The 18,062-nt window shown below is 58.9% G+C and carries 18 protein-coding genes and 1 other annotated feature; of the genes, 11 read left to right on the forward strand and 7 right to left on the reverse strand.

From position 1 onward, the window contains the following. The first annotated feature begins 11 nt into the window (after window positions 1-11). The 6 genes from B5G06_RS05970 to B5G06_RS05995 all read left to right on the forward strand — a co-directional run bounded on the left by B5G06_RS05970 (window position 12) and on the right by B5G06_RS05995 (window position 4,611). Window positions 12-593 (forward strand): sugar O-acetyltransferase, encoded by a 582-nt coding sequence (locus B5G06_RS05970; protein WP_087188179.1) that lies wholly within the window; start codon window positions 12-14, stop codon window positions 591-593. After that, window positions 590-1,132 (forward strand): flavodoxin family protein, encoded by a 543-nt coding sequence (locus tag B5G06_RS05975; RefSeq protein ID WP_087188180.1) that lies wholly within the window; start codon window positions 590-592, stop codon window positions 1,130-1,132. The genes B5G06_RS05970 and B5G06_RS05975 overlap by 4 nt, the downstream gene beginning before the upstream one ends. Window positions 1,133-1,251: 119 nt before the next feature. Next, window positions 1,252-1,593 carry a cyclophilin-like fold protein gene (locus tag B5G06_RS05980; RefSeq protein WP_242955372.1) on the forward strand — a complete coding sequence of 114 codons (342 nt, stop codon included), beginning with the start codon at window positions 1,252-1,254 and terminating at the stop codon, window positions 1,591-1,593. A gap of 12 nt (window positions 1,594-1,605) precedes the next feature. Then, a complete protein-coding gene (locus B5G06_RS05985) occupies window positions 1,606-2,358 on the forward strand; it encodes a carboxymuconolactone decarboxylase family protein (RefSeq protein ID WP_087188182.1) in 753 nt (250 codons plus the stop codon). A gap of 229 nt (window positions 2,359-2,587) precedes the next feature. After that, the gene (locus tag B5G06_RS05990) at window positions 2,588-4,093 is read left to right on the forward strand and encodes a GH25 family lysozyme (RefSeq protein WP_158094665.1); all 1,506 of its coding nucleotides are present in this window, start codon (window positions 2,588-2,590) and stop codon (window positions 4,091-4,093) included. Window positions 4,094-4,221: 128 nt separating this feature from the next. Next, window positions 4,222-4,611, forward strand: coding sequence for a NifB/NifX family molybdenum-iron cluster-binding protein (locus B5G06_RS05995; RefSeq protein WP_087188184.1), 390 nt, complete (start codon window positions 4,222-4,224; stop codon window positions 4,609-4,611). Window positions 4,612-4,669: 58 nt separating this feature from the next. Here the strand turns inward: B5G06_RS05995 and leuA are convergent, their stop codons facing one another. From leuA to B5G06_RS06025, 6 genes are all read right to left on the reverse strand, one after another. Continuing rightward, complete coding sequence (gene leuA / locus B5G06_RS06000; RefSeq protein ID WP_087188185.1) at window positions 4,670-6,361, reverse strand: 2-isopropylmalate synthase; 1,692 nt, start codon at window positions 6,359-6,361, stop codon at window positions 4,670-4,672. A 54-nt stretch (window positions 6,362-6,415) separates the two neighbouring features. Next, window positions 6,416-6,651 (reverse strand) — a binding site (T-box leader). 44 nt (window positions 6,652-6,695) lie between these two features. Then, entirely contained in the window at window positions 6,696-8,090 is a 1,395-nt protein-coding gene (locus tag B5G06_RS06005; RefSeq protein ID WP_087188186.1) for a hypothetical protein, read from the reverse strand. Beyond that, window positions 8,087-8,833 carry an ABC transporter ATP-binding protein gene (locus B5G06_RS06010; protein WP_087188187.1) on the reverse strand — a complete coding sequence of 249 codons (747 nt, stop codon included), beginning with the start codon at window positions 8,831-8,833 and terminating at the stop codon, window positions 8,087-8,089. Before B5G06_RS06010 ends, B5G06_RS06005 begins: the two co-directional genes overlap by 4 nt. Beyond that, window positions 8,826-9,353, reverse strand: coding sequence for a hypothetical protein (locus tag B5G06_RS06015; RefSeq protein ID WP_087188188.1), 528 nt, complete (start codon window positions 9,351-9,353; stop codon window positions 8,826-8,828). The genes B5G06_RS06010 and B5G06_RS06015 overlap by 8 nt, the downstream gene beginning before the upstream one ends. After that, on the reverse strand, window positions 9,340-10,110 hold the full coding sequence (locus tag B5G06_RS06020; protein WP_087188189.1) for a hypothetical protein: 771 nt from the start codon (window positions 10,108-10,110) through the stop codon (window positions 9,340-9,342). Before B5G06_RS06020 ends, B5G06_RS06015 begins: the two co-directional genes overlap by 14 nt. After that, a complete protein-coding gene (locus tag B5G06_RS06025) occupies window positions 10,107-10,502 on the reverse strand; it encodes a GntR family transcriptional regulator (RefSeq protein ID WP_242955373.1) in 396 nt (131 codons plus the stop codon). Before B5G06_RS06025 ends, B5G06_RS06020 begins: the two co-directional genes overlap by 4 nt. A gap of 147 nt (window positions 10,503-10,649) precedes the next feature. Here B5G06_RS06025 and B5G06_RS06030 point away from each other — a divergent pair, with 147 nt between their 5' ends. From B5G06_RS06030 to B5G06_RS06040, 3 genes are all read left to right on the forward strand, one after another. Beyond that, window positions 10,650-12,437, forward strand: coding sequence for an ABC-F family ATP-binding cassette domain-containing protein (locus tag B5G06_RS06030; RefSeq protein WP_087188190.1), 1,788 nt, complete (start codon window positions 10,650-10,652; stop codon window positions 12,435-12,437). A gap of 35 nt (window positions 12,438-12,472) precedes the next feature. Continuing rightward, window positions 12,473-14,320 (forward strand): family 10 glycosylhydrolase, encoded by a 1,848-nt coding sequence (locus tag B5G06_RS06035; protein ID WP_087188191.1) that lies wholly within the window; start codon window positions 12,473-12,475, stop codon window positions 14,318-14,320. A 183-nt stretch (window positions 14,321-14,503) separates the two neighbouring features. Next, window positions 14,504-14,698: a hypothetical protein gene (locus tag B5G06_RS06040; protein ID WP_087188192.1), complete on the forward strand. Its 195-nt coding sequence runs from the start codon at window positions 14,504-14,506 to the stop codon at window positions 14,696-14,698. A 56-nt stretch (window positions 14,699-14,754) separates the two neighbouring features. On the opposite strand, the gene B5G06_RS06045 is transcribed toward B5G06_RS06040, so the two are convergent. Beyond that, window positions 14,755-15,936: a M20 metallopeptidase family protein gene (locus B5G06_RS06045; protein WP_087188193.1), complete on the reverse strand. Its 1,182-nt coding sequence runs from the start codon at window positions 15,934-15,936 to the stop codon at window positions 14,755-14,757. Between the two features lie 176 nt (window positions 15,937-16,112). On the opposite strand from B5G06_RS06045, the gene B5G06_RS06050 reads away from it, so the two are divergent. Both B5G06_RS06050 and B5G06_RS06055 read left to right on the forward strand, forming a co-directional pair. Then, window positions 16,113-17,423 carry an MATE family efflux transporter gene (locus B5G06_RS06050; RefSeq protein ID WP_087188194.1) on the forward strand — a complete coding sequence of 437 codons (1,311 nt, stop codon included), beginning with the start codon at window positions 16,113-16,115 and terminating at the stop codon, window positions 17,421-17,423. A gap of 119 nt (window positions 17,424-17,542) precedes the next feature. After that, window positions 17,543-18,049 (forward strand): RNA polymerase sigma factor, encoded by a 507-nt coding sequence (locus tag B5G06_RS06055; RefSeq protein WP_087188195.1) that lies wholly within the window; start codon window positions 17,543-17,545, stop codon window positions 18,047-18,049. The last annotated feature ends 13 nt before the right edge of the window (window positions 18,050-18,062 follow it).

Below are 18,062 nucleotides of genomic sequence, written 5' to 3' on the forward strand. Positions count from 1 at the left end.
GGGAGCGTAACATGGAGCTAGAAGAATTTTTGAATGAACTAAACAGCGGTAACGTGGTGCAGGGCGGAAGCGAGGTTCACCAATTCATGCACGGCGTCAGCCAGGAAGCCCTGCGGATTACCGCGGAGATCAACGGGAGCTATCATGAACCGGCGCAGCTGCGGGCCCTGTTTTCTCAGCTGATCGGCAAGCCGGTGGATGAGAGCTTCGGACTTTTCCCACCTTTTTACACGGACTGTGGAAAAAACATCCATATTGGAAAGAATGTGTTTATCAACGCGGGGTGCAAATTTCAGGATCAGGGCGGCATTTTTATCGAGGATGGTGCCCTCATCGGTCATAATGTGGTGCTGGCGACCCTTAACCACGTTGCCTCGCCAAAAGACCGAGGCAGCATGATCCCCGCACCGATCCGAATCGGGAAGAATGTGTGGATCGGCGCCAATGCTACCATTCTGCCTGGTGTGACCATCGGGGACGGCGCCATTGTGGCCGCCGGCGCGGTGGTGAACAGAGATGTGCCGGAGAATACCGTGGTAGGCGGCGTACCTGCAAAAGTCATACGGACCATCGGCGAGGAGGACGAAGCATGAGTAAGAAAGTTTTGGTGATTTCTACCAGCCTGCGTCACAACAGCAATTCTGATCTGCTGGCCCGGCAGTTTGTCCAGGGTGCCCAGGAGGCCGGCCATCAGGTGGAGCTGCTCTCCCTGCAGGGGAAGGAATTGCACTTTTGCAGGGGCTGTCTGGCCTGTCTGAAGCAGTCCCGGTGTGTGATTCAGGACGACGCCAACGCGATTGTGGAAAAGATGGCGGCGGCGGATGTGATTTGCTTTGCCACCCCGGTGTACTATTACGAGATGTCCGGCCAGATGAAAACCCTGCTGGACCGGGCCAATTCTCTGTACGCCGCCGACTACGCTTTCCGGGATATCTACTTACTCACCGCCTCCGCTGAGGAGGAGGACAGTGCCTCCGACGGCCCTGTCAACGGCCTGAATGGCTGGATCGCCTGCTTTGAAAAGGCTAGGCTGGCCGGTGTGGTACGGGGCGGCGGCGTCAATGACCCGGGCGATATGGCCCGTCTGACCGAAAAGCTGGCTGAGGCCTATAAGGTGGGTAAGGGCGTATGAGAACCGCGGCAAAGTGGCTGTGTATGCTCCTTGCCTTATTGGGACTGTCGGCCTGCGGCGGCAGCGTTCCAGAAGAGACACAATCTGCGGAGACGGCATCCGGTCAGGAGGAAACGGCATTGAAGATCGCAGTAGGCGATGAGAAACTGCTGGCTACCTTGGAGGACAACAGCTCGGCTCGTGAATTTAAGGAGCTGCTGGCACAGGGGCCGGTGACCATCGAGATGGAGGATTACGGTGGCTTTGAAAAAGTGGGCCCGCTGGGTACCACGCTGACCCGGAATGACCAGCAGATCACCACAGAGCCGGGGGATGTGATCCTCTATCAGGGCAATCAGATTACGATTTACTACGGTACGAATACCTGGAACTTCACCCGGCTTGCAAAGATCGATGATCCCACCGATTTGCAGGCGAAGCTGGGAGAGGGAAGGGTTCAGGTTACATTTTCTCTTGAGTAGGAGGTATTTGTTATGGCAGTGAAGCAGACGGCGGGCAGAGATGCGCTGGGTGAGTTTGCTCCGAAATTTGCGGAGTTGAATGACGACGTATTGTTTGGACAGGTGTGGAGCCGGGAGGACAAACTCTCCCTGCGGGATCGTTCTCTGGTCACGGTTGTGGCTCTGATGGCTCAGGGGCTGGTGGACAGCTCCTTCCAGTATCACCTGAGCACTGCCAAGCAAAACGGTATTACCCGCCAGGAGATTGCGGAGATTTTGACTCATGCTGCCTTTTACGCAGGTTGGCCCAAAGCCTGGGCGGCCTTCCGTATGGCCAAGGAAGTGTGGGCCGAGGATGCCGGCGATGATGGTAAGGCCATGCACCAGAAAGAAATGGTGTTTCCCATCGGGGCGCCCAACGACGGGTTCTCTCAGTACTTCGTGGGCCAGAGCTACCTGCAGCCCCTCTCTGCCAGCCAGGTTGGGGTGTATAATGTGACCTTCGAGCCAGGCTGCCGGAACAACTGGCACGTCCATCACGCTGACAAGGGCGGCGGGCAAATTTTGATTTGCGTAGCCGGCCGAGGCTGGTATCAGGAGTGGGGGAAGGAGGCCAGGGAGCTGCATCCCGGCGATGTGGTCAACATTCCCACCGGCGTCAAGCACTGGCATGGCGCCGCATCGGACAGCTGGTTTTCCCATCTTGCCCTGGAAGTGCCTGGTGAAAACTGCTCCAATGAGTGGCTGGAGGCAGTTTCCGAGACCGAGTACAGCAAACTGGGTTGATTTTTATCCTGCAAAAAGGCCTCCGCCAGTCTGGCGGGAGCCTTTTTGTGCAGAAAACCCTGTGAAAACTTATGTATACTGCGTGGAACTATCTTGGGCGGAATAAAAGGAAAACAGCGAATATTATAAAATTTCCGTTCAAAACTTGTCGAACAGCAGGATTTCTGTTATGCTATTATCAATCGCATCATCCAAGACAGAACAGAGTCCAACGCAGAAAGGAAAGTCCATGGTTAGAAAGAAAGCAGTATCCGGGTTGCTGGCAGGCGCACTGCTGGCAGCCATGATTCCTCTGTCCTTTGGCGAAACGGTCCAAGCCGCGGGGAGCAGCGGGTCCTTTACCGACGTAGCCCCTGGCATATGGTATGCCGGCGCGGTATCCTATGTGTATGACAACGGTTTGATGAGCGGTATTTCCGGCAGTATGTTTGCGCCGGAATTGTCCATGAGCCGGGCCATGCTGGCCACGGTGCTCTATCGGATGGCAGGCAGTCCGGCAGTGAGTGGTAAGGACAATTTTACCGATACAGAGAACGATACCTGGTACTCCGACGCGGTGCTGTGGGCCCAGCAAAACGGCTATGTGACCGGGTACAGCAGCCAGACCTTTGGTACCAACGACCCTGTGACCCGGGAACAGGTGGCCACCATTTTGTGGCGCTATGCAGGCAGCCCGGACGCCAGCGCCGGTACACCCTATGCCGATGCAGACGAGATCTCGTCCTGGGCGGTTCCCGCAGTGGACTGGGCCCAGGTGGAGCAGGTGATCAGCGGTAAGCCAGGAAATTGCTTTGATCCCTCCGGCCAGGCAACCCGGGCGGAGACAGCGGTTATTCTGACCCGCTACGACCAGAACAGCCAGCCGGAACCGGAGCCCACGCCTACCCCGACTCCAACTCCAACGCCTACTCCAACGCCTACTCCCACGCCAACACTTACACCGGAACCCACCCCCAGCGAAAGCCCGGATCCGGAACCTACTCCCAATGAAACACCGGAGCCAACGCCTACGCCTACTCCAATGCCCATCCCATCCAACCCCTATGACAGCGAGGCGTTTTATGTCAATGAGGACGGCTTCCTCAGCTACAATGGAGATGCGGAGAGCCATGTGGGCATCGATGTCTCCTCCCACCAGGGTAAGATCGACTGGGACCTGGTGGCGGAATACGGAGTGGAATTTGCCATCATTCGGGTAGGTTATCGAGGGTATACCGTGGGTAAGATCGTGCAGGACCCCTATTTTACGTATAACATAGAAAACGCCACCCGAGTGGGTATCGATGTGGGGGTTTACTTCTTCTCCCAGGCGGTCAACGAGGAAGAAGCAATGGAGGAGGCCTATCAGACCCTGGAGTGGATCGAGGGATATGATGTGACCTATCCGGTGGTATTTGACTGGGAGTATGTCAGCGACAGCAGCAGCCGTACATACAACATGACCTACCAGGAGATCATTGACTGTACCAAGGCCTTTAACCAGGTGATCCAGGATGAGGGATATCAGCCCATGGCCTACAGCAATCCCAATCTGGTAAACAAGGGGTTTGACCTCTCTCAGCTGCAGGACTATCCTTTCTGGCTGGCTCACTATACCACCGGCTGGAAGCCCACCACATTCCCGTATTACTATGATATGTGGCAGTATTCCAGCAGCGGAACGGTAAGCGGGATCGAGGGTAAGGTGGATCTGAACATCTGCCTGGTGGATCTGAAGAAAAACAATCGAAAATAAGAAAAGATCGGGGGTGCGGCAATCCGCTGCACCCCCATCTTTTTTAGAATGATATTGACATATGCCGGAAATAAGCGTATGATAAAACTATAATAATTGGCATATGCCGGGAAAAGGAGCGACGAACCATGAAGATCGCAGTTGCCAGCGTGGGAACAGAGGTAGGAGGCCACTTCGGCCATTGTGAACATTTCCGTATCTACACCGTGGAGGACGGCAAGATTCTGGGGGAGGAGCTGGTACCCAATCCGGAGCACAAGCCCGGATTCCTGCCCAATTTCCTGGGGGATATGGGGGTTGAGGTAGTCATTGCCGGAGGCATGGGCGCCCACGCCGTGTCTCTGTTCCAGCAGCGGAACATCAAGACCATGATGGGGGTCCAGGGGGACGCCCGCACCGCCGTGGAGCAGTACCTGAAAGGGGAGCTGAAGTCCACCGATGCCGTCTGCCACCACCATGATCATGAGCACGAGCATCATCACGACCACAACTGCGGTGGTCATCATCACGACGCATAAAAAATGGACAAAAGGGGTCCCGCCGGTTTACCGGCGGGACCCCTTTTGCGTTGTGAGATTACAGCCCGTCGTGGTTGACGGCCCGGTTGATGGCGGACAGGATGCCCTTCAGAGGAGCCAGGTTGATGTTGTGGCTCATGCCCACACCGAACCAGTCCCGGCCCTCCTCATCCTGGAGGTGGATGTAGGCCACAGCCTGGGAGTCGGAGCCCTGCTTGATGGCGTGCTCCTTATAGTCGATGAAGGTGAAGCGGTCCATCTTCTGACCGTGGATAGCGTTGAAGAAGGCGTCAATAGGGCCGTTGCCCGAGCCCTGAACCTGGAATACCGTGTCGGTGTGGCGAAGGGTACCGGCAAAGGTGACGTGGGAGTGGCCCTCCTCATCGGTAAACTCAGCAAAGGAGTGGCGCACCATCTCGTAGGGCTTGACGGGGTCGATGTAGTGGGTCTTGAACAGGTCGTAAATGGCCTCCGGTTTGATCTCCTTGCCCACCCGGTCGGTCTCCACCTGAACGATGTGGCCGAACTCGGGGTGCATGGCCTTGGGCAGATCGAAACCGAAGGAGTGCTGCATGACGAAGGCGGAGCCGCCCTTGCCCGACTGAGAGTTGATGCGGATGATGGGCTCATACTGCCGTCCCACATCGGCGGGGTCGATGGGCAGATAGGGCACCTCCCAGTACTCGGTGCCGCTCTCCTCCATGTAGCGGGTGCCCTTGTTGATGGCGTCCTGGTGGGAGCCGGAGAAGGCGGTGAACACCAGCTCGCCCACATAGGGCTGCCGCTCACCGATCTTCATCTTGGTGACCTTCTCGTACACGTCCCGGATCTTATTGATGTTGGAGAAGTCCAGCTTGGGGTCCACGCCCTGAGTGTACAGGTTGAGAGCCAGGGTGACCATATCCACGTTGCCGGTGCGCTCACCATTGCCGAAGAGGGTGGCCTCCACACGCTCGGCGCCTGCCAGCAGACCCATCTCGGCGGTGGCTACGCCCTCGCCGCGGTCGTTGTGGGGATGGAGGGAGATGATGGCGCATTCCCGGCTGGGCAGCTTGTCGATGAAGTACTCAATCTCATCGGCAAAGTAGTTGGGCATACAGTTTTCCACCGTAGTGGGCAGGTTGAGGATGATCTTGTGGTCGGGGGTGGCCCCGATGGCCTCGATGACCGCCTGGCAGATCTCCACGGCGGCGTCCATCTCGGTGCCCATGAAGGACTCGGGGGAATACTCGTACCGGAGATCCATACCGGCGTCGATGGCGGGCTGGCTCAGCTCCCGGATGAGCTGGGCGGCGTCCACGGCGATCTTGGTGACGCCGGCCACGTCGGTGTGGAACACCACCTTCCGCTGGAGGGTGGAGGTGGAGTTATAGAAATGGAAGATAACGTGCTTGGCTCCGTCTATGGCCTCAAAGGTCTTGCGGATCAGATGCTCTCTGGCCTGGACCAGCACCTGGATGGTCACGTCGTCGGGGATGTGGCCGCCCTCAATGAGGGTGCGGATGAACTCATACTCGGTCTCGGAGGCGGAGGGGAAGCCCACCTCGATTTCCTTCACGCCGATGTCCACCAGCGTGTGGAACAGCTCCAGCTTCTCTTCCACGTTCATGGGATCGATAAGGGCCTGGTTGCCGTCCCGCAGGTCCACGGAGCACCAGACGGGGGGCGCCTTCAATTCCTTGTCGGGCCAGGCGCGCTTTTCCATTTTCAGCGGGACGAAGGGGATGTACTTTTCCTGTGCGGGTTTCATAATAGCAGTTCCTCCTTGGGCCAGGGAATAAGAAAAACCCCTGACCAGATTATGGTCAGGGGCGTAAGATACGCGGTACCACCCTGCTTCCGCCCGCCGTCACCGGCGGACGCTCATGGCCTCCAACAAGGCCCCGGCCGATAACGTGGCCGTGACGGCCTGCCCTACAACAGCAGCTTCAGGCAGGCGGCTCCGGGATCAGTATCCGCACGCTTTCCTCCGCCGGTTCGCACCAACCACCGGTTCTCTGAGGGGGACGGAACGTGCCTTCTTCCCATCATTGCCTGTTCTGGGATTTGATTGTTACCCATTCTAGCCGAACCGTCCGGTTTTGTCAAGAGGCAGTTTCCGACCAGGAGAGCACATGGGAGGGGGAGTTGTTGGTATAGACACCATAAAGTTTATACACATCTGCGGGCAGACTAAACTGATAGGTCCCCAGATAGGCCAGCCCGTCCCGATCGTATACAGACAGAAAGAACGAGGTGTTCTTTTCGTCCCCTGCGTAATAGGAGTCGGCAAAGATCAGCCGGTGGCTGTCATGGTCATAGAGGGAGGAGGTGGTGCTGTACCGGGCATACCCGGTCAGCTCATCGGCTGACGGATAGTAGGTGGGGGTGTATTGGTTATGGAGGTCCCCGGTCAGATCCACCTTCCAGCCCCCCTGGCCGTCGGGAACCAGTACCGCGAAGGGGCCTTTGCCGGTGAAAACCACCAGATAGTCTCCATGCCATAGGGTACTGAGGATCTCCTGATCCTCTGTCCAGGGGAAGAGAGGCAGATGGACCACCACCTGGCCGTTTTTGGGGTCCAGCTGGGTGAAAAACAGCGTGTTCTCTTCCAAAGTCAGCAGGTAGAGGCAGTCGTCTCCCTCCGGGCCGCCAAAGAGGCGGACCACCTGCCCGCCATCGGGTATGGAGTAGAGGGTAGAGATGGCGGCGTCCTCTCCGCTGGTGCCGGTGAGGGCGTATACCCCCCAGCCGCCGGGGATCTGGCTGGTGTCCAGCAGGTCGACTTGGTCACCTCCGGGAATGAGAGCGAAATAGGTGATATAGTCCCGCATCACAGTCTGGGTAGATAGACTCAAGTCATATTCCAGGTCAAAATCATAACCACAGAGCTGGCCGCTCTTCTCATCGGTCTCCAGAGAGATGATGGCATATGTGCTCTTGGACAGAGGAAAGAAAAAGTAGTCTTCCACCAACTGGATCAGCTGCTTGGATGTCAGCGGGTTGTGTATAAATTGGGTGAAAGAGCCGGAAACCTCCAGGGGATAGTGATCGGTATAGTCGGACAGGTCCACCCGCTGTTGCGAAACGGCGATGTTGGGCCGGTTACTCTGGATCTGCTTTAAAAGAGCGAGCAGAGAAGGGGAGAGCTGCTTCTCTATAGAGGAATGACTGCTTATGCTATGTCTGGAGAGCTCGATATTAAAATAGTTTCCCCAAGAAAAGTTATCCTCTGCAAAGTGGGCAGCCTGGGAAAAGGTGCAGAGGGTCTCACCCTGCTCCGGGCTGTCCGCCGGAAAGGACTGGCGCCAGAAGAGGTGATTTTGATACTCAGTGTAGCTGGTGACCTGGACGCCGGCGGCAGCTGCCGGGTCCCCTGCCAGGGTGGTGGCAGAGACGGTCACGTCTGTACCCTGTTGCTGTAGCTGAGCATTGGTCCAGCCCAGCAGTCCGCCGAAGGCGACCACCAGAGCCAGAAGCAGAGCAAGAGCGCTTTTCATCCCTCTCCCTCCTCCTTGCCGGTGAGCTGGTCCAGGGCCTGACTGACCCGGTCAGCCTTGTAGCGGTAGGTCTCCTTCACATAGTCCATGAGGCTCTTGCCCTGTTCCTCCAGATCCAGGGTGGAGGCGTCTCCCACCAGCTTGCCTTTTTGCAGCAGCACGGCCCGGCTGATGAAGTGCTGTACCTCCTCCAGCAGATGGGTGGACAGCAGAATGGTCTCGTTGGGTTCCAGAATACCCAGCAGCACCTTGTAGAAGTCCTCCCGGTTGAAGATGTCGTTGCCGGCGAAGGGCTCATCCATCAGGATGTAGTCGGCGCCCTGACACAAGGCCAGGATCACCTCAAACTGGTTCTTCTGGCCGGTGGAAAACCGGCGGATGGCCTTGTGGGCAGGCAGCTCGAAGAAGTCCAGCAGAGCGTGGAAGCGTTTTTGACGGAAGGTGGGGAACTGGCTGGTGAGAAAAATTCTGTGCTCCTCTGCGGTCAGGTTGGGGAAGAAGGAGTGCTCGCAGGTGGCGAAGGACAGGCGGGCGATGTTGGCCCGGTTTACCGGAGCGCCGTCCAGGGTGATTTGGCCCTGATAGGACAGCAGACCCAGGATACACTTGAGCAGCGTGGTTTTGCCGGCGCCGTTCTCTCCAAACAGTCCTACGATTTCCCCAGGGCCTATGGTGAGGGACAGATCATCCACCGCTATGGTGGAGCCGAAGTATTTTTTACGAACCTGATGCAGTTCAAGCATAGCAGCCTCCAATCCAGTAGAAGGGGAAGGAACCCCAACAGTTGGGGGGGAAGTGACCGTCCGGTGTCCCGTAGTGGTAAGTGAGTGCGCACAGCAGAAGCAGCAGGCCCCACAGCAGCGCGCAGGCGGCCAGGCCTACCAGAGGGATCAGGACCACCCGCCGCCACAGCTCCCAGCGGTTGGGGAGCAGCTTCATGCGGTAGATGCTGCGGCTGCCCAGCTTATGCCAGGCATAATGAAGAAAGAGGGAGACGATGAGGCAGAGGGCCACCAGAGTCAGCCCCAGAGATATCCCGCCCAGCAGGCGGGAGAATGGGGCAATGACCGAACCCTCAATGAGTTTGGGGACCCACTTGCCGTCGATCCGGACGGACGTGTAGAGCTCATTTTTGGCGGAAGAAAAGGAGGCAAGAAACCGGAAATAGCCGATGGCGAAGGCGACTCCCAGCCCGCCCAGTGTGAGCTGGAGGGCCTGCCTGCCGGGAAAACCCAGGGGATAGACGCGTTCAGGTGTCCACATAACGAGCCCTCCCTATCAGATTGTAGGTGACGATGATCAGAGCTGTCACAAAGACGGCCAGCTGGAAGAGCGCCACCATGATATTATATGGTACCTTAGCGTACACATTGGGCAGACTGGCAACAAAATCGCTGCCCGGTCCCGGTAAACCAAAGGCACCGATGTCGGCAGGGAAGCTGAGACCGGCAAAAGCGGCCAGGGGCACGACGGTAAAGGGTTTATCGCCCCGCCGCCAGTGGTAGGAGCAGGTGGCTGCCGCCATGGCCAGAGCCGCAAGCATCACTACATTGCGTATGTAGATGGGCCAGTCCAGACCGGGCAGGATTCCGTGAAACCATCCGCTGTAATAAAACACCAGCATGGGAAAGACGCCGTCTGAGAGGGCACAGTAGCGCAGAGCGATATACCATGCCGCTGCGATCTGCCCGCCCCAGTAGATCAGCAGGCAGAGGAAGTGGTGAAGGGCGAATATCAGGGTGGCCTTCTCCTCTCCACAGGGCAGGCGGCGGAGGGTATAGCCCAGCTTGCTGCCGCCCCGCTCCATACCGAAGGAGGCCAGGGACAGACAGATCAGCACCAGACCTGCGGTGAACAGCAGATGGAACAGGGAATTCTGCATAAAACCATATAGACTCACTTTGTTCAGCATGGAAATGGCCAGTGCTACCTGGGCGGCACTGGTGCCGGCGGTGATCAGGATCACTTGCCACAGCCGGGAGCGGGCGGCTACCATCAACAGGTTCACATATTGTCTCATGCTTCCTCCTCCTTTCGGTCCCACAGCCGGTCGATCAGCTCCAGAGCGGCCTCTTTCTCCAGCCCGGACTGCCGCAGAGAGCGGACAAAACCGGCGATCTCCTGCTCCAACAGTTTGGCCCTGAGAGCCTCCGCCTGGTCCGGCGGGGCGCACACTTCACTTTTGGCCCCCGAGCGGGAGGTGATGAGCCCCTCCTCCTCCAACAGGCGGTAGGCCTTCTGCACTGTGTTGGGGTTGACACCCAGCTGGGCCGACAGCACCCGGCGGGAGGGCAGTTCCTCGCCGTCGGCAATGGTGCCAGCCGCCACGCCCCGCTCCACATAGCGCACGATCTGCAGATAGATGGGCAGACCGTCCGCCGGGACAAAGCCGCCAAAGTCACACATGGCCATACCACCTCCTAACTGTATTACTGGACTAGTACACTTTCTAACTGTATTATATGAGTAATACGGTTGCCTGTCAAGTACCATGAGGCCTTTTCTTTTTCAGCCATTTCCGCTATACTATACGGGATATCGACAAAGCGAGGGAACAATATGCTGTTATCGGCGGAACAACTGACCAAGACCTACGGGACACGGAGTCTGCTGGACTCTGTCTCGTTTTATGTGGAGCCGGGGGACAAGGTGGGTATCATCGGCGTCAACGGATGCGGAAAATCCACCCTGCTGCGGCTGTTGGCCGGGGCGGAGGAGCCGGACGGAGGTACCGTTCGTCCCGACCCCAATGTGCGCCTGGCCTACCTGCCTCAGAACCCGGTATTTCCCGGGGAACATACCGTGCTGGAGCAGGTGCTGCTGGGGCTGGACGGGGACGATCGCACCCTGGCGGAATATGAGGCCAAGACCATTCTGAATCAGCTGGGGGTGCCCCGGTTTGACCAGAAGGTAGGGGAGCTGTCCGGCGGAGAGCGCCGCCGTGTGGCCCTGGCGGCGGTGCTGGCCCGGCCCTGCGATGTGCTGTTGCTGGACGAACCCACCAACCATCTGGACGACCGGATGGTGGGCTGGTTAGAGGACTATTTGAGAGGCTGGAAGGGCGCTCTGGTGATGGTCACCCACGACCGGTATTTTCTGGAGCGCATCGTCACGAAAATGGTGGAGGTGGAGGGCGGCAAGCTCTACACCTATGAGGGTAACTACGACAAATATCTGGAGCGGAAGGCGGCCCGGCTGGAGAGTGAAAAAGCCAGTGAGCGCAAGCGTCAGGCCATCCTCCGACGGGAGTATCAGTGGGTGATGCAGGGTCCCACTGCCCGGGGCACCAAGAGCCGGGAACGGCTGGAGCGGTACGAGGCCCTGAAGGCTCAGACCGGCCCCATGGAAAAAAGTACCTTGGAACTGTCCGCCCGTGCCAGCCGTCTAGGGAAAAAGACGGTGGAGCTTGCGGGGGTCACCAAGGCCTTCGGGGACCGGACCGTGGTCCGGGACTTTGACTGTATGCTGCTGCGGGACGACCGTATCGGCATCGTGGGCTCCAATGGCAGCGGAAAATCCACCCTGCTCAACCTGATGGCGGGGACTCTGGCTCCCGATTCTGGTACCGTGGAGGTGGGCGAGACCGTCCGCTTCGGCTACTTCCGCCAGGAAGTGCCCGACATGGACGGGGATATCCGGGTCATCGACTATGTGAAGGAGATTGGCAATAACATTGAGACGGCAGAGGGAATGCTCACCGCCTCCCAGCTGCTGGAGCAGTTCCTTTTCCCGGTGGAGGTCCAGTGGTCTCCCATCTGCAAGCTGTCCGGCGGGGAGAAGCGGCGGCTCTATCTGCTCTCGGTGCTGGCTGCCGCTCCCAATGTGCTGCTGCTGGATGAGCCCACCAACGACCTGGATATTCAGACCCTGTCCATTCTGGAGGACTATCTGGACACCTTCCCCGGCGCGGTGATTGCCGTATCCCACGACCGCTATTTCCTGGACCGGGTGGTGCGGCGGGTGTTTGCCATAGAGGGGGATGGCTCTGTGCGGGCCTATCCCGGCGGATATACCGAGTATCTGGACGCCAAGCGGGCGGAGGAGAAGGCCAAAGCCCCCAAGATGCCCGCCTCCGACAAGGGGAAGGAGCGCCCCGCCGCCCCCAAGAAGCTGAAATTCAGCTACAAGGAGCAGCGGGAGTTTGAGACCATCGACGACGACATCGCCGCTCTGGAGGAGCAGATTGCCCAGGTCCAGGCGGAGCAGGCTGCCAAGGCCACCGACTATGTGGCCCTCCAGGAGCTCCAGGAGAAGCAGAGCCAGTTGGAAGCCGCCCTGGAGGAGAAGATGGAGCGCTGGGTCTATCTCAATGACCTGGCGGAGCGGATTGCCGCCCAGGAGAAGTAGCCCGCCGTCCTCAGAACCAAAGCAAGGAGAATCCCATGACAAAAGTATGGAAATTTGTGGTGGCCATTGTGCTGGTGTGCGCCCTGGCATTGGCAGGCATGGCCATCCGTACCCAGACCAGCGCCGGGAAGAATGAAGTAAAGAATCCCGACCAATTCCGGGCGGTGTGGGTGAGCACGGTGTACCGGCTGGACTATCCCAGCAAGGCTACCACCGACCCGGCGGTGCTGAAGGCGGACGCGGACAAGATCTTGCAGACCTGCGCCGATATGGGCATGACCGCCGTGATCTTACAGGTGCGGCCCTCCGCCGACGCCCTCTATCCCTCCAGTTACTATCCCTGGAGCGCCGATCTGACGGGCCGACAGGGTCAGGCCCCGGCAGATGGCTTTGATCCCCTGGCCTACTGGGTGGAGAAAGCCCATGAGATGGGGCTGGAGCTTCATGCCTGGATCAACCCCTTCCGAGTGACTAAGGGAGGCCAGTCCGAGTACGACAGCCTGACTGCCGACCATCCGGCCAAGGTCCACCCGGACTGGGTGGTGGAGTACGACGGCAAATACTATTTTGATCCCGGTCTGCCGGAGGTGCGGGAGTACATCATTCAGAGCGCCGAGGAGTTGGCCCGTAATTACGACATCGACGGCATCCACATGGACGACTACTTCTATCCCGGCGCAAACTTTGACGACGCCGACACCTATGCCCAGTACGGCAGTGGCTTCTCCGACATTGGGGATTGGCGTCGGGACAATGTGAACCAGCTGGTGAAGGAGATGGGGGAGCGGCTCCATGCCATTGATCCCGATTTGTCTTACGGCATCAGCCCCTCCGGCGTGTGGGCCGACAAGAGCAGCCAGTCCCAGGGCTCCAATACCACCGGCGGCTTTGAGAGCTACTATGCCTCCTACGCCGACAGCCGGAAGTGGGTGCAGGAGGAGTGGATTGACTACATCTGCCCCCAGGTCTACTGGTATATCGGTCATAAAAGTATGGACTATGAGACCATCGTCAAGTGGTGGGCGGACACGGTAAGGGGTACAGATGTTTTCCTTTACATCGGTATGGCCGACTATCAGGCGGGCAACACTGATCCCAGCAGTCCCTGGTACGGTGTGGAGGCCATCCGGCAGCAGCTGGAGCTCAACGAGACCATTGCCCAGGTGGATGGTGAAGTTCACTTCCGATATCAGTTTTTGGCGCAGAATGGGGAATTGCAGAAGCTTTATAAGGAATTTTATGCGCCTCAGCCGGAAGCAGCTCTAAATACGGCGGACCATATGGCCTATGTACAGGGCAGCAATGGACAGTTCCACCCGGACAGCTCTCTGACCCGGGGAGAGGCGGTGACGATGCTGACCCGGCTGGCGGTGGATCGTAATGGGAAACCACTTTACAGTTATGAGGAGGGCACCGGCGGCTTTTCCGACGTGAGTCTGGGGGACTGGTACAGCTCCTATGTCCATTTTGCCCGGAAATACGGCATTGTCCAGGGCTATGAGGACGGAACCTTCCGCCCCACCCAACCAGTCCGCCGGGCGGAGCTGGTGAAGATGGTGTGCGGCTTCTTTACTGTCACTGGCGGCAGTCACGCTTTTCCCGACGTGCCGGCCAGCTATTGGGCAGCCCGGGAGATCGCCTTTGCCGCTGCCCGGGGGTGGATCTCCGGCGGTACTGATGGTACCTTCCAGCCGGGCCGCAATGTGACAAGAGCGGAGGCAGTAAAGATCCTCAACCGTGCCATGGACCGGCAGGCGGGTGAGCGGGACATAGCGGCCCCCTTCACCGATGTGCGTGTGGACCACTGGGCCTACCATGAGATTCTGGAGGCCTCTGTGACCCACGACTATGAAAAGCACAGCCAGGGGGAGACCTGGCTGTAAAACAGGAAAGGCTCCCGGCGCTGCCGGGAGCCTTTTTGGAAGTCAGAAGAAACTTTACAGTCTTTTACCAAAAGCTGATGGAAAGCGCGGGGCAGGCCAAGTACAATAGAGACACCGGATGTTTTCAGACAAGCCGGAACCGCCGGGGCAATCACCCGGACAGAGCAGAAAGGGGTTTCCGCTATGATTCCGTGTCAACAGACCTGTTCCAGTTACTGCGAAGGCTGTCACAAAAGCTGTGCCCAGTGGGCGAATTTTCAACAGCAGAAGAGCCGGGAGCGCCAGGCAAAAAAGGACTATCTCAAGTATTATAACGAGCTGTGCGGTGCGGTGGCACGGCAATTCAAGGCCATTGGCGCGGTGTATATGGCCCGTTGAAGTACATATAGAGAAAAAGCAGCACGCCCTCCACATGGGAGGGCGTGCTGTTCTTTTTATTCCAAGCCTACCAGGGCAGACTGGGCCAACAGGGCGGCGGCCAGAGGCAGGGCGTCGTCATCGGTGCGGAAGTGCTCGTTGTGCCAGCAGGGATTAAACTGGCCGGGGAAGCCGGAGCCCAGCCAATAGAAAAAGGCGGGCACATCCTGCCCAAAGACGGCGAAGTCCTCCGAACCCATGTCGGGGGCGGGGGAGACCACATGAGCCTCATCCACCAGAGCCAGAGCCGCCTTTCTGGCCAGAGCGGTCATGGCGGGGGAGTTGACAGTGGCGGGGACGCCGGGGTGGAACTCCACCTCGGCGGTGCAGCCGTAGGCGGCCGATACTCCCAGAGTCAGCTCACGCAGCCGCTCCTCGGCATGGCGGTGGGCGGCGGTTCCGTGAGCCCGGATGCTTCCTGTCATGGTAAGTACGTCGGGGACGAAATTGTCCGGGGTACCGGCGTGGATGGACAGCACGGAGCACACCAGGCTTTCCAGGGGATCGGTGTTGCGGCTCACCACCGTTTGAAGGGCGTTGACCACCGCCGCACCGGCTACGATCACGTCGGTACATTTGTGGGGGGAGCCGCCGTGGCCGGAGATACCATGGAGGGTGATAACAAAGTGGCTCTTGCCCGACATCACCGGCCCTTCCATCACGGCGATCTGTCCGGCGGGCAGCTCAGGCCGGTTGTGCAGGCCGAAGAGACAGTCAGGCTTGGCGGGCAGCTTGTCCCACAGCCCGTGGTCGATCATGGCCTGGGCCCCCTGGGTGACCTCCTCGGCGGGCTGGAAGAGAAAGACCACGTTGCCCGCCAGCTGATCCCGGCGCTGGGCCAGCAGGCAGGCTGCACCATACAGCCCTACGGTATGGAAATCGTGGCCGCAGCCGTGCATCAGCCCGTCACACTGGGACATGGCCCCGTCGTGGGCGGCTTCCTGCTGGGCGATAGCATCAATGTCGGCCCGGAGGGCCACAGTCTTACCGGGGTGGGCTCCCCGCAGCAGGGCTACCACGCCGGTGTCCATGCCCAGGTCGATAAGCTTCAGCCCCAAAGTGGTCAGCTTCTCTTTCAAAATCCCGGTGGTACGCACTTCCTGAAAGCTCAGTTCGGGGTGGCGGTGGAGATCGTCCTTCATGGCCCGCAGCTGAGGCTCCATGGCCTTGGCCTGCTCCAACAGTGTCAAAGAAATCATTTCCTTTCCATTGCCTGTACTTTAAAACGGTAGTATAATTAACTATTATGCATCCGTCGTATCCGAACGGCGGAGCCGGGGTTCCCTATAGGTATACCCCAAATTCATCCAAATTGCAAGAGAAGAGGTGACCAGCTACGCAAGACCGGACCCAGAATGATTTTTCCAAGGGCAGTATGGCCCGCAATATCGTCTATATGGCGGTGCCCATGACGGTGGCCCAGCTCATCAATATCCTGTACAACGTGGTGGACCGGATGTACCTGGGCCGTCTGCCGGGGCACCTGGCCCTGACGGGACTGGGGCTGTGTCTGCCCATCATCTCCATCTTAATGGGCTTTGCCAATCTGTGCGGCATGGGCGGCTCCCCCCTGTGCTCCATCTGCCGGGGCAGGGGGGAGAATGAAGAGGCGGAACGGATCATGGGCAATTCCTTCTCCCTGCTGTTGCTGTTCGGCGCTGCCCTCACCGTCCTGTGCCTCATCTTCCGCCGCCCTATCCTCTATCTGTTCGGGGCCAGCGACGTCACCTTTCCCTACGCCAACGACTACCTGACCATCTATATCCTGGGCACCCTGTTTGTTATGATCAGCCTGGGTATGAACCCCTTCATCAATGCCCAGGGGTTCAGCCGCATGGGCATGATCACGGTGGCGGTGGGGGCGGCCGTCAACATCGTGCTGGACCCCATCTTTATCTTCCTGCTGGACATGGGCGCGCGAGGGGCGGCTCTGGCCACGGTGATCTCCCAGGGGTGCTCGGCCCTGTGGGTACTGAAATTCCTCACCGGGAAAAAGGCCATCCTCAAGCTGCGGCTGTCTGCCCTCCGCCTCCAGGCGGGCCGGGTGAGGCGTATTTTGAGCCTGGGCACCTCCGGCTTTGTCATGTCCATGACCAACAGCCTGGCCCAGGTGCTGTGCAATGCCAGCCTGGAGGCCTACAGCGGCGATCTGTATGTAGGCGTCATGACGGTGATCAACTCCATCCGGGAGATCATTACCATGCCGGTTCAGGGCATTACCAGCGGCTGCCAGCCGGTGTTGGGCTATAACTACGGCGCCGGTCAGTATGGACGAGTGCGTCAGGGAATTCGCTTTACCACCGTGCTGACGGTAGGGTACTCGGTGGTGGTATGGGCGGTGGTGATGCTGCTGCCCGAGCCCCTGATCCGCATTTTCAACAACGAGGCGGATCTCATTGCCGCCGGTATCCCCGCCTTCCGCATCTATTTTGCCACCTTCTTCTTCATGTCCTTTCAGTTCATTGGCCAGTCGGTCTTTGTGGGGCTGGGCCGGTCCAAAAACGCCATCTTCTTTTCTTTGCTCCGCAAGGCATTCATTGTGGCTCCTCTGACCCTGATCCTGCCGGCGGTGGGCTTCGGGGCGGACGGCGTATTTCTGGCCGAGCCGATTTCCAATGTGCTGGGGGGCTTGGCCTGCATCCTCACCATGTATTTCACGGTCTACCGGCGGCTGGACCGGGCATGAATTTTGGGGCGTCTGGATGACGCCCCAAAATTTTTTTATTCTCTGTGAGATTTTTTGCCCCTCCGGGGGGTATTCCTGATGAAAGGCCTTTCAAACCAACCCACAGAAAGGGAGTAGTCATGACCGACGAGACATTTGAACAGGCGGCCCGGACCTATGGCGATATGCTCTACCGGGTGGCCTACCACGCCCTGCGGAGCCGGGCGGACGCGGAGGACGTGGTGCAGACGGTGCTCCTCAAGCTCTACCAGCAGGATGGCTTTGAGAGCGAGGACCACCTGAAGCATTGGCTGCTACGGGTGGCGGTCAATGAGAGCCGGAAGGTGATGCGTTCCTTCTGGCGCCGCCGGGCGGTACCGCTGGAGGAGCGGGACGAGGCGCCCCTTCCGGCGGAGGACCGCCGGGAAGAGGTGTTTCAGGCGGTGATGGCGCTGGATGGAAAGTACCGCCTGACCATCTACCTCTACTACTACGAGGGCTGCTCCGTCAAGGAGACGGCGGCGGCCATGGGGGTCAATCCCTCCACCGTACAGACCTGGCTCCAGCGGGCCCGGGCCCGGCTGCGCCGGACGCTTTCCGAAGAAGAGGAGGGGAACGACGATGTTCGACCACAACGCATACCGTGAACGATGCTCGGAG

The organism is Flavonifractor sp. An52, assembly GCF_002159385.1.
Taxonomy (GTDB): domain Bacteria; phylum Bacillota; class Clostridia; order Oscillospirales; family Oscillospiraceae; genus Flavonifractor; species Flavonifractor avicola.

Bases quoted from the DNA above. Each gene is read 5' to 3' on its own strand.
- B5G06_RS05970 (WP_087188179.1), top strand. From the start codon at position 12: ATGGAGCTAGAAGAATTTTTGAATGAACTAAACAGCGGTAACGTGGTG.
- B5G06_RS05975 (WP_087188180.1), top strand. From the start codon at position 590: ATGAGTAAGAAAGTTTTGGTGATTTCTACCAGCCTGCGTCACAACAGC.
- B5G06_RS05985 (WP_087188182.1), top strand. From the start codon at position 1,606: ATGGCAGTGAAGCAGACGGCGGGCAGAGATGCGCTGGGTGAGTTTGCT.
- B5G06_RS05990 (WP_158094665.1), top strand. From the start codon at position 2,588: ATGGTTAGAAAGAAAGCAGTATCCGGGTTGCTGGCAGGCGCACTGCTG.
- B5G06_RS05995 (WP_087188184.1), top strand. From the start codon at position 4,222: ATGAAGATCGCAGTTGCCAGCGTGGGAACAGAGGTAGGAGGCCACTTC.
- leuA (WP_087188185.1), bottom strand. From the start codon at position 6,361: ATGAAACCCGCACAGGAAAAGTACATCCCCTTCGTCCCGCTGAAAATG.
- B5G06_RS06005 (WP_087188186.1), bottom strand. From the start codon at position 8,090: ATGAAAAGCGCTCTTGCTCTGCTTCTGGCTCTGGTGGTCGCCTTCGGC.
- B5G06_RS06010 (WP_087188187.1), bottom strand. From the start codon at position 8,833: ATGCTTGAACTGCATCAGGTTCGTAAAAAATACTTCGGCTCCACCATA.
- B5G06_RS06015 (WP_087188188.1), bottom strand. From the start codon at position 9,353: ATGTGGACACCTGAACGCGTCTATCCCCTGGGTTTTCCCGGCAGGCAG.
- B5G06_RS06020 (WP_087188189.1), bottom strand. From the start codon at position 10,110: ATGAGACAATATGTGAACCTGTTGATGGTAGCCGCCCGCTCCCGGCTG.
- B5G06_RS06025 (WP_242955373.1), bottom strand. From the start codon at position 10,502: ATGGCCATGTGTGACTTTGGCGGCTTTGTCCCGGCGGACGGTCTGCCC.
- B5G06_RS06030 (WP_087188190.1), top strand. From the start codon at position 10,650: ATGCTGTTATCGGCGGAACAACTGACCAAGACCTACGGGACACGGAGT.
- B5G06_RS06035 (WP_087188191.1), top strand. From the start codon at position 12,473: ATGACAAAAGTATGGAAATTTGTGGTGGCCATTGTGCTGGTGTGCGCC.
- B5G06_RS06040 (WP_087188192.1), top strand. From the start codon at position 14,504: ATGATTCCGTGTCAACAGACCTGTTCCAGTTACTGCGAAGGCTGTCAC.
- B5G06_RS06045 (WP_087188193.1), bottom strand. From the start codon at position 15,936: ATGATTTCTTTGACACTGTTGGAGCAGGCCAAGGCCATGGAGCCTCAG.
- B5G06_RS06050 (WP_087188194.1), top strand. From the start codon at position 16,113: ATGGCCCGCAATATCGTCTATATGGCGGTGCCCATGACGGTGGCCCAG.
- B5G06_RS06055 (WP_087188195.1), top strand. From the start codon at position 17,543: ATGACCGACGAGACATTTGAACAGGCGGCCCGGACCTATGGCGATATG.